Origin of the sequence: Nakamurella sp. (assembly GCF_048594475.1) — a bacterium.
Classification (GTDB): domain Bacteria; phylum Actinomycetota; class Actinomycetes; order Mycobacteriales; family Nakamurellaceae; genus Nakamurella.
On sequence record NZ_JBMDXT010000420.1, the window covers coordinates 1 to 9,548 of the forward strand.

At 73.2% G+C, this 9,548-nt stretch carries 10 protein-coding genes; 7 read left to right on the forward strand and 3 right to left on the reverse strand.

Features of this window, described 5'->3' with window-relative positions; genetic code table 11:
* Positions 1-242: HesB/IscA family protein (locus ACOJUF_RS19215; RefSeq protein ID WP_420123427.1), on the reverse strand; the 242-nt coding region annotated here is incomplete at its 3' end.
* Between the two features lie 297 nt (positions 243-539).
* On the opposite strand from ACOJUF_RS19215, the gene ACOJUF_RS19220 reads away from it, so the two are divergent.
* Both ACOJUF_RS19220 and ACOJUF_RS19225 read left to right on the forward strand, forming a co-directional pair.
* On the forward strand, positions 540-1,187 hold the full coding sequence (locus ACOJUF_RS19220) for a DUF3043 domain-containing protein (protein WP_420123428.1): 648 nt from the start codon (positions 540-542) through the stop codon (positions 1,185-1,187).
* Between the two features lie 15 nt (positions 1,188-1,202).
* Positions 1,203-2,132: a DUF2087 domain-containing protein gene (locus tag ACOJUF_RS19225; RefSeq protein ID WP_420123429.1), complete on the forward strand. Its 930-nt coding sequence runs from the start codon at positions 1,203-1,205 to the stop codon at positions 2,130-2,132.
* Positions 2,133-2,138: 6 nt separating this feature from the next.
* Here the strand turns inward: ACOJUF_RS19225 and ACOJUF_RS19230 are convergent, their stop codons facing one another.
* Positions 2,139-3,038, reverse strand: a complete 900-nt coding sequence (locus ACOJUF_RS19230) for a GNAT family N-acetyltransferase (RefSeq protein WP_420123430.1) — start codon at positions 3,036-3,038, stop codon at positions 2,139-2,141.
* A 37-nt stretch (positions 3,039-3,075) separates the two neighbouring features.
* Positions 3,076-4,416: a glutamine synthetase family protein gene (locus ACOJUF_RS19235; protein WP_420123431.1), complete on the reverse strand. Its 1,341-nt coding sequence runs from the start codon at positions 4,414-4,416 to the stop codon at positions 3,076-3,078.
* 80 nt (positions 4,417-4,496) lie between these two features.
* On the opposite strand from ACOJUF_RS19235, the gene ACOJUF_RS19240 reads away from it, so the two are divergent.
* The 5 genes from ACOJUF_RS19240 to ACOJUF_RS19260 all read left to right on the forward strand — a co-directional run.
* On the forward strand, positions 4,497-5,603 hold the full coding sequence (locus tag ACOJUF_RS19240; protein ID WP_420123432.1) for an alpha/beta hydrolase: 1,107 nt from the start codon (positions 4,497-4,499) through the stop codon (positions 5,601-5,603).
* Between the two features lie 82 nt (positions 5,604-5,685).
* Positions 5,686-7,086, forward strand: coding sequence for a CapA family protein (locus tag ACOJUF_RS19245; protein ID WP_420123433.1), 1,401 nt, complete (start codon positions 5,686-5,688; stop codon positions 7,084-7,086).
* 73 nt (positions 7,087-7,159) lie between these two features.
* Positions 7,160-7,906 carry an esterase family protein gene (locus ACOJUF_RS19250; protein ID WP_420123434.1) on the forward strand — a complete coding sequence of 249 codons (747 nt, stop codon included), beginning with the start codon at positions 7,160-7,162 and terminating at the stop codon, positions 7,904-7,906.
* 7 nt (positions 7,907-7,913) lie between these two features.
* A complete protein-coding gene (locus ACOJUF_RS19255) occupies positions 7,914-8,828 on the forward strand; it encodes a serine hydrolase domain-containing protein (RefSeq protein ID WP_420123435.1) in 915 nt (304 codons plus the stop codon).
* 55 nt (positions 8,829-8,883) lie between these two features.
* The coding region (locus ACOJUF_RS19260; protein WP_420123436.1) for an ATP-grasp domain-containing protein at positions 8,884-9,548 on the forward strand (665 nt) is incomplete at its 3' end.

The following is a 9,548-nucleotide window of genomic DNA, read 5'->3' on the forward strand; positions in this document are numbered from 1 at the left end:
CGGTCGACGGCCAGTCCGATGCCGCCGAACTCGACCAGCGCGTCGCCGTCGAGGGTGCGGTCGTCGAAGAACAGCTCGTAGCGCAGGCCCGAGCAGCCACCCGGCTGGACGGCGATCCGCAGCACCATGTCGGCGGTGCCGTCCCGGTCCAGCAGTTCCTTGGCCTTGGCCGCGGCCGCGTCGGACAGCGTCACGCCGTGAGCGGCCTTGGCCACGCCGGCGGTGGTGTCAGCAACGGTCATGTTCGCAACTCCCTGGGGCTTGAGGACTGCCTGTGCGGTCGCGATGATGCGCACGCGGTGCAGTCGCACTGTCGATGATGCCACGCCGGCTCCGGCATCCGGCAGGTTCCCGCGGCCGACGTGACCAAAAACCCTCGGCGCCGCCCCGGGGCACACCGGTTGGCCGAGCGGGCGAGGCCAGCTTCGAGCACCGGTTGGCCGAGCGGGCGAGGCCACCATCGAGCACCGCAGGGGTGTCCTGACGGCAATCCGGCGACGAAGGAGCCGGATTGTTCAGGAGAGCCCTAGGCTGTCCCGGTGAGTTTCCTGCGTCGCAAACCTGCTGAACCCCCGGCCGAGGCCGCTCCGGAGCCCGACCCGGTCGATCTGACCAAGGCCGACGGGAAGAAGGGCCGCCCGACCCCCAAGCGTCGGGACGCCGAGGGACGCGCCCGCGGGCCGGTCGCCCCGCCGCCCAAGACGCAACGCGAGGCGATGAAGCGGTCCAAGGAACAGCGCTCGTCGATGAGCAAGGACGAGCGGCGCGCGGCCGCGCGGGTCAACCGCGAGCGGATGATGGCCGGCGACGAGAAGTACCTGCTGCCCCGCGACCGCGGCAAGGTCCGCGCGTACGTGCGCGACCTGGTGGACGCGCGGCGCAACGTGGCCGGCATCCTGCTGCCGATCGCGGTCCTGTCCTTCCTGATCCTGCTCATCCCCCTGCAGGTGGTCCAGGCCTACGGGCCGCTGGTGCTGCTGGTGGCCATCGCCGCCGCCGTCATCGACTCGATCATCTTCGGGCGGCAGATCTCGAACAAGGTCAAGGCCAAGTTCCCCAACGGGGACAGCTCCGGCCAGTCGACCCGCGGTTCCTCGCTGGGCTTCTACGCGTTCAACCGCGCCTGCCTGATCCGCCGCTGGCGCGCCCCGCGCCCGCGCGTCGAGATCGGCGAGAAGATCGACTAGGGCAACGCACCGGTGGTGGACGATCTCCAACGCGCGGCCGCGCAGCAGTCGGAAGCGGTCCTCCGGCGTTTCTTCGACGCCGACGGGCGGCTGAAGAACCTGCCGGCCAAGCAGTCCCGGCAGCTCGCGGTCTTCGATCTCATCGCGCAGCGCTTCGTGCCCGGTGTGCGCTACACCGAGCCCGAGGTCAACCGCGAGCTGATGCAGATCTACGACGACTACGTGAGCCTGCGCCGCGGCCTGGTCGACTTCGGCCTGCTCGACCGGGCCGACGGCGAGTACTGGCGCAGCGGCGGCACGGTGCCGCTCGATCCGGGCCCGGCCGAGAAACCGTCGATCCCGGCGACCGCTCCGTCGGCCCGGGGCGCGGCCCGGCGGGAGGCGATCCTGGCTGCCGCCGCGCAGCTGTTCGCCGACCGCGGTTACGCGGCCGTCGGCATGGACGACATCGGGGCCGCGGCCGGGGTGACCGGCCCGGCCATCTACCGGCACTTCGGCGCGAAGGCCTCGGTGCTGACCGCGGTCTTCGACCGGGTGATCGACGCGGTCGCCTACGACCGGGTGGAGGTCTCGTCGGCCCCGGTCACCCCCGAGCAGGACGCCGCCCGGCTGCGCGAGCTGATCGTCAAGTACGCCGAGGCGGTCTGCGGCCGGCGGCGGCTGATGGCCGTGTTCGTCCGCGAGGTGCACCACCTGCCGGCCGAGGACCGGGCCGCGCTCGACGAACGGCAGCGGGTGCTGGTCCGCAAGTGGCGCACCCTGCTGGGCCACGCGCACCCGGACTGGGACGTGGAGCGGGTCCGCACGGCCGTGCACGGGGCGTTCGGCATGCTCAACGTGGTCGGCACGTTCGACTCGCCGCTGCCGGACGACGAGCTGGCCCGGCAGATGAGCGGGCTGGCGATCAACGCGCTGCAGCTGCACGCCCCCGCCCAGGTCGCGTAGGTCGCGCTACCCCGGCAGGTCGATCTCGGCGAACTCGGCGATCGGTTCGAAGCCCAGCGACCGGTACAGGTCGTTGGCCGGCCGGTACTCCTCGTCGGTGAACAGGGTGACCTCGGCGGCGCCGGCCGCCCACGCCGCCTGCACGGCGGCGACGGTGACCGCCGCCCCGAACCGCTGCCGGCGCCATTCCGGCGGCGTGTAGACCGGGGCGATCCGGCAGCTCGCGTCGGGCCGCACCCGGGAGTGGCCGGCGACCGAGACGACGGGCCCGGTCGCGCTCCCGGCGTCCGGATCCAGCGCCCAGAGCGTGAACCGGTCGCCGCGGTGCACGAGCCGGCGCAGTCCCGCCGGGTCCGGTTCGACCGCACCCCGGGCCACCCCGGTCTCCTGCTGGAAGAGGGCGAACCAGCGGGCCAGCAGGTCGACCTCGGCCGGATCGGCCGGGTCGAAGGGGCGGCCCTGCCCCGGGACGGGGGCCGGCTCGACCAGCCGACCCAACCGGTGGAGCAGCAGCCACAGCCGCGGCTCGGGCCGCGCGCCGGTCGCGTCGGCCCAGGCCGTGGCCAACGGGCGGACGATCTCCCGGCGGCCGTGCAGTCCGGTGACCGGCTCGCCGATCTCGCGCAGGCCGGCGACCAGGGTGCGCAGGGCGGCCCGCCGGTCGCGCAATTCCTGGTCGGCGGTCACCAGCAGCGGGTGCCCGGGGGTGCGCAGGGCCGCGACCGCGACGCCGTCGCCGTCCCGGACGGTGAGCAGCAGCGGTCCCGGGCCGCCCGTCGATCGGTCGGCGATCCGGTTGTCCAGCACGCCGGCGAGCATCGTCGCGCCCACCGGGTCGCGGGCGACGAGTTCGGCGATCGCGGCGTGGAACCGCACCGGGTCGTCGAAGACCTCGACCTCGGACACGCCGCGCTCCTGTTCCCCCGACCGCCGGCCGCCCGGCTCAGAGCGAGAGGTACCGCTTGAGCTCCTGCGGGGTGACCTGCCGGCGGTAGGCCTCCCACTCGGAGCGCTTGTTGCGCAGGAAGAAGTCGAAGACGTGCTCGCCGAGCGCCTCGGCGACCAGCTCGGAGCCCTCCATCACCGACAGCGCCGATTCCAGCGACGTCGGCAGCTTCTGGTAGCCCATCGCCCGCCGCTCGACCTCGGACAGCGACCAGACGTTGTCCTCGGCCGGCGGCGGCAGCTCGTAGCCCTCGCGGATGCCCTTGAGGCCGGCCGCGATGACCACCGTGTACATCAGGTACGGGTTGCAGGCCGAGTCGGGCAGGCGGAACTCCAGCCGCTGGCTCGAGGACTTGCCGGGCGAGTAGTTCGGCACCCGGACCAGCGCCGACCGGTTCGCCGTCCCCCACGACGCGGTGGTCGGCGCCTCGTCCCCGACGACCAGCCGCTTGTACGAGTTCACCCACTGGCAGGACACCGCGGTGATCTCCCGCGCGTGCCGGATGACGCCGGCCAGGAAGGCCTTGCCGGTGTCGGAGAGCTGGTACTCGTCGTCCGGGTCGTGGAAGGCGTTGCGCTCGCCGTCGAACAGCGAGAAGTGGGTGTGCATCGCCGAACCGGGCTGGTCGACGTACGGCTTGGGCATGAAGGAGGCCCGCACCCCCTGCGTGATGGCCACCTCCTTGACCACGTACCGGAACGACATGACGTTATCGGCCATGGTCAGCGCGTCGGCGTAGCGCAGGTCGATCTCCTGCTGGCCGGGCGCGCCCTCGTGGTGGCTGAACTCGACCGAGATGCCCATCGCCTCGAGGGTCTCGATCGCCCGGCGCCGGAAGTGCGGCGCGGCGTCGTGCGAGGACTGGTCGAAGAAGCCGCCCTGGTCCGCCGGCTCGGGCGCGGTTCCGTCGTCGGGCAGGCTCTTGAGCAGGAAGAACTCGATCTCGGGGTGCACGTAGCAGGTGAATCCGAGCGAGGCGGCGTCCCCCATCGCCCGGCGCAGCACGTGCCGCGGGTCGGCCCAGGACGGCGACCCGTCGGGCATGGTGATGTCGCAGAACATCCGGGCCGAGTACACCCGGCCGCCGTCGGCCTCCCACGGCAACACCTGGAAGGTGGACGGATCGGGCCGGGCGACCATGTCCGATTCGAAGACGCGGGAGAAGCCCTCGATCGCCGACCCGTCGAAGCCGATGCCCTCGTTGAACGCGCCCTCCAGCTCCGCCGGGGCCACCGCGACGTTCTTGAGGAAGCCAAGCACGTCGGTGAACCACAGCCGGACGAAGCGGATGTCCCGCTCTTCCAGGGTGCGCAGGACGAACTGCTGCTGCCGATCCATGACGCACACCTTATGTAGCCGATGCGTCGGCCGTGTTGCCGCACCGCCGGACGGCCCTGGGGATGACGTACGGTGACCGGATGTCAGCCAGACACCGGCGGCCGGACGAGGACGGGCCGACCGACCCGGGGTCCGGTCCGCTCGTCGACTCCGACGGGGTGCGGTTCCGGGTCGCCGACCCCGCGCACGAGCTGGCCGGCGTGCGGCTGCAGGTGGACTGGATGACCGGCGACCTCGGCCCCGGATGGACCCCCGAGTTCGCCTGGTCCGATGGCCGGTGGACGCTGGACCTGCCCCGCCCCGCGGCCTGGCGGCTGGAATACCAGTTCACCGTGCGGCGGGACGGCGACACCGTCTGGACCACCGATCCGGGCAACCCGCGCCGCGTGCCGAACCCGTTCGGGGACAAGAGCGAGATCCGCTTCCCCGACTACCGCGAGCCACCGTGGCTGCTGACCCCGGCCACCGGGCCGGTCACCGAGATCGCGACACCGGGCGGCCGGCTGGCCCGGCCGGTGCCGGTCCGGCTGTTCTCCCCCGCCGGGCTGGCGTCCGACCAGCCGGCCCCGCTGCTGCTCGCGCACGACGGTTCGGACCTGGCCGAGCGGGGCCGCCTGCTGTCCTGGGCCGCGCAGCACGCCCGGACCCAGCCGATCCGGGTCGCCCTGCTGGACCCGCCCGATGGGCTGCGGGACCAGTGGTACTCGGCCGACCCCGATTACTGCGCGCACCTGGCCGAGGTGGTGCTGCCCGCGATCACCGCCCGGGTGCTGACCGGGTCGGTGATCGGCCTCGGCGCGAGCCTGGGCGCGCTGGCCATGCTCACCCTGCAGCGGCGGCATCCCGGCTCGATCTCCGGACTGGCCCTGCAGTCCGGTTCGTTCTTCACGCCCGAGCTGGATCCCCAGGAGAGCGGCTACCCGTTCTTCGACCGGGTGTGCGCGGCGGTGCGGCAGGTCGCCGCCGGTCCGGACCGGTCGGTGGACGCCCCGCCGCGGGCCGTGCCCACCCTCATCACCTGCGGCACGATCGAGGAGAACCGCTTCAACAACGAGGCCATGGTCACCGCACTGGCGACGCAGGGCTACCCGGTGACGTTCCGGCCGGTCCCCGACGCGCACACCATGATCGGCTGGCGGGACGCCTGGTACCCGGCCCTGGACGAGTTGGTCGCCGGGCTGCGCTGACCGCGCCCACCCGTCCGGCTGCCCGGCCGTCCCCGGGCGCGCCTGCCGGTGTCACGCTCGTCACATCGTTACCGTCCGCCCCATGCGTTTCGGTCGCCGGCCCCGGGTCGCGCTGGCCGCCGTCGCCGCGCTGCTGTGCGCGGGGTGCGCGTCCGGCGGTCTGGGCGCGGCCGCCCCGGAGCTGCGCCCGGCGGCGGCCCCGACCACCGCCGCCACCGATCCCGTGGCGGCCACGGTCGCCCCGCTGACCGAGCCACTGCGCTCCCCCGACGCCACCCGGGTGACGGTCGTCGCCCCGCCCGCCGCGCCCGACCCCACCGAGGCGCCCGCATCGCCGACCGAGCCGGCATCGACGACGGACCCGACCCCGGCCGCCGAGCCGGCGCCGCCGGTCGATCCCGATCCGCCGGCGGAACCGACGCCGGCCGCGGACCGGCTGGTCGCCGCGCCCGGCGACGGCGTGGCGAACCCGCCGTGCCCGGGCGTGCGGTGCCTGACCCTGGCGCTGACCGGCGACGTGCTGCTGCACCCGGAACTGGTGACGCAGGCCCGCACGGACGGCAGCGGGGCCGGCGGCTTGGATTTCTTCCCGATCCTGGCCGGCCAGCAGCCGTACGTCGCGAGCGCCGACATCGGGATCTGCCACCTGGAGACGCCGCTGGCCCCGGCCGCCGGACCGTTCTCCGGGTACCCGTCCTTCTCCGTACCGCCGCAGGTGCTTCCCGCGCTGGTGCAGGTCGGGTACGACGCGTGCTCCACCGCCAGCAACCACACGCTCGACCGCGGCACCACCGGCCTGGACCGCACCCTGGACGACCTGGACGCGGCCGGCCTGGTGCACGACGGCTCGTACCGCACCGAGGCCGATTCGCGGCGCCCGGTGATCATCAACACGCCGAACGGACGGGTCGGCTTCATCTCGGTCGCCTACGACTTCAACTGGCTGACCCCCGACCAGCCCTGGCAGGCGAACACCATCGACACCGACGCGATCCTGGCCCGCGCCCACGCGGCCCGGGCCGCCGGCGCCGACCTGGTCGTCGTGGCCGTGCACGCCGGCGACGAGTACGACAGCACCCCGAACGACCAGCAGACGCGCACCGCCCGCACGCTGCTCGCCTCCCCCGACGTCGACCTGGTCTACGGCCACCACGCGCACGTCGTGCAACCGCTGGAGAAGATCGACGGCAAGTGGGCGATCTACGGGCTCGGCAACGCCATCGCCGCGCAGGGCACCGAGGTGACCGGCACCCGCGACGGGCTGCTGGTCCGGGTGCAGTTCAGCCAGGCCGCCGACGGCACCTGGAGCACCCCCGACCTCGCCTGGGTCGCCTCCTACCAGGACGTGGCCGCGCCCTACCGGTGGTGCGCGCTCACCTCGGACCATCGCTGCGGACCCGAGGACGCGGCGGCCCTGGCCCGGACCGGCGCCACCGTGAACGCCCGCGGCGCCGACGCCGACGGCGCCCACCGGCTGGGCTAGGTCCGGCGGCGCCCCACCGGCGAGGCCGGGTCCGACGGCGGGTCCGCGGGCGCGGCCCACTAGGTTCTCGGCCATGACCCAGACCGAGTACCACCGGTTGGACGCCCCCTCGCTCGGCGGGTCGGCCGAGATCGCCGTGCACGGGCACTGGGGGCGGCCGGTGATCTGGTTCCCCAGCGAGGCCGGCGACCCCTGGGACTTCGAGGCCAACGGGATGCTGGACGCCGTCCGCCCGGCGATCGACGACGGCCGGATCACCGTGTTCTGCGTCCCCTCGTTCGACCGGGACTCCTGGTCGGCGGCCTGGATGCCGCTCGGCGACCGGGCCCGCAACCACCGCCGGTACGAGGACTGGATCATCTGGCAGGTCGTGCCGTTCATCCGGGACCGGATGGGCGGGCGCGATGATGTCGCCGTCGCCGGCCCGTCCATGGGCGCCTTCCACGCCGTCCTGTTCGCCCTGCGCCACCCGCACGTCTTCGGCCGGGCGGTTGCCCTGTCGGGCAACTACGACCCGTGGAGCTGGCGGGCCTGGGGCGCGTCCGACGACGACACCTACTTCACCAGCCCGCTGCAGTTCCTGCCCGGCACCCACGGCGGGCATCTGGACTACCTGCGGTCCCGGCTCGCGCTCACCCTGGTCGTCGGCAGCGGCCAGTGGGAGGACACCACCGGCGCCAACGCCTCGACCCGGGCGCTGGCCCACGTGCTGGCCGACAAGCAGATCCCGCACGAGCTGTTCGTCTGGGGTCACGAGTGGCCGCACGACTGGCCCAGCTGGCGGGCCCAGGCGGCCGTCTACCTGCCGGCGCTGGGCTGAGGACGCCATGCGACCGGACCTGCTGGCCGACTTCATCCGCGCCGACCGCGACCGCGGCCTGGGCAGCTACGGCATCCAGGTGCAGCGGGACGGCTCCGTTCCGATCGGGCACCGCTTCCGGTCGGACGACCGGGTCAACCTGTACTCGGTCTCCAAGGGCTTCACCGCGGTCGCGCTCGGGCTGGCCGAGGCCGAGGGCCGGTTGAGCCTGGACGACCCGCTGCTGGCCCACTTTCCCGAGCTCGTCCCGGTGGCCGCGGACGGCGTCGACCGCGTCACCCTGCGGCAGCTGCTGACCATGACCAGCGGCACCTCGCACCAGTGGTTCGCCGACCAACCGGTCCACGCGCCGGACCTGCTCGCCGAGATCGTCGCCGCACCGCTGGTCGCCGAGCCCGGGACCCGGTTCACCTACACCGGCTCCGGCCCGTACGCCGCGGCCCGGGCGCTGGCCCGGGCGACCGGGGCGAACGTGCGCGATTACCTGATGCCCCGGCTGTTCACCCCGCTGGACCTGCCCAACCCGCAGTGGCACCGCTGCCCGCTGGGCTACCCGACGGCCGAGAGCGACCTGCTGCTGCGCACCGCGGAGCTGGGCCGGTTCGCCCTGCTGCTGGTCCGGGAGGGCACCTGGACCGACGGGCGGCAGCTGATCCCGGCCGGCTTCGTCCGGCGGATGGCCACCGACGTCGTGGACTGTTCGACCGGCCCGGCCCGGCCGTCCGGCGAGCCGGACGACCGCACCTACGGTCTGGGGGTCTGGCCGCACCGGGACGGCCGGTACCAGCTGCACGGCCGGTACGGGCAGTTCGCGATCATCGACCCGGTCCGGCGGGCCGCGGTGACCTGCACCGCGCACACCGAGCGCGAGGACGAGCTGATGGCCGCCCTGCACGACCTGGTGCTGGACCGGGTCGAATGAGACGCGCGCGCGACGCTGCGTTGCCGAGCCCGCCGCCGCCGGTGAAGATCACCTCATGACGGGTGATTCCACGACGCATCTGATCGGCCTGCTGCTGGGCACCGAGAACGACTGGCCCCGGGCGTTCCAGACCCTGACGCGCCGGCTCGACCCGGTCACCTACCGCGGGGTCGACCATCACATCGACACCGAGCGGATCACCATCGAGCCGTTCGACCTGCGCGCCCCGGTGCGGTACGACGTCGTCATCGACCGGCTGGCCTGGTGGTACTACCACCCGCGGGAGTGGCTGAAGAAGGCCGCGCTGGTCAACGACACCTACCTGCTCAACAACCCGTTCACGTTCCAGGCGATGGAGAAGCACTCCGCCTACTGCGCGATGATCCGGCTCGGCTTCGACATCCCGGAGACCTGGCTGGTGCCGTACAAGAACCCGGTCGACCACGAGAAGTGGGCCTACACCGCCGAGCGGTACAACCTGCCGTTCGACCTGGACGAGGTGGCCGGTCGGGTCGGCTACCCGATGTTCATGAAGCCGTTCGACGGCGGCGCCTGGCGGGGCGTGTCGCGCATCGCCGACCAGGACGCGCTGCACCGGGCGTACGACGAGTCGGGGCAGATGCTGATGCACCTGCAGGCCGCGGCCGAGTACGACTCGTTCGCCCGCTCGCTCACCATCGGCCCGGAGACCAAGATCATGCGGTTCCGGCCCGAACTGCC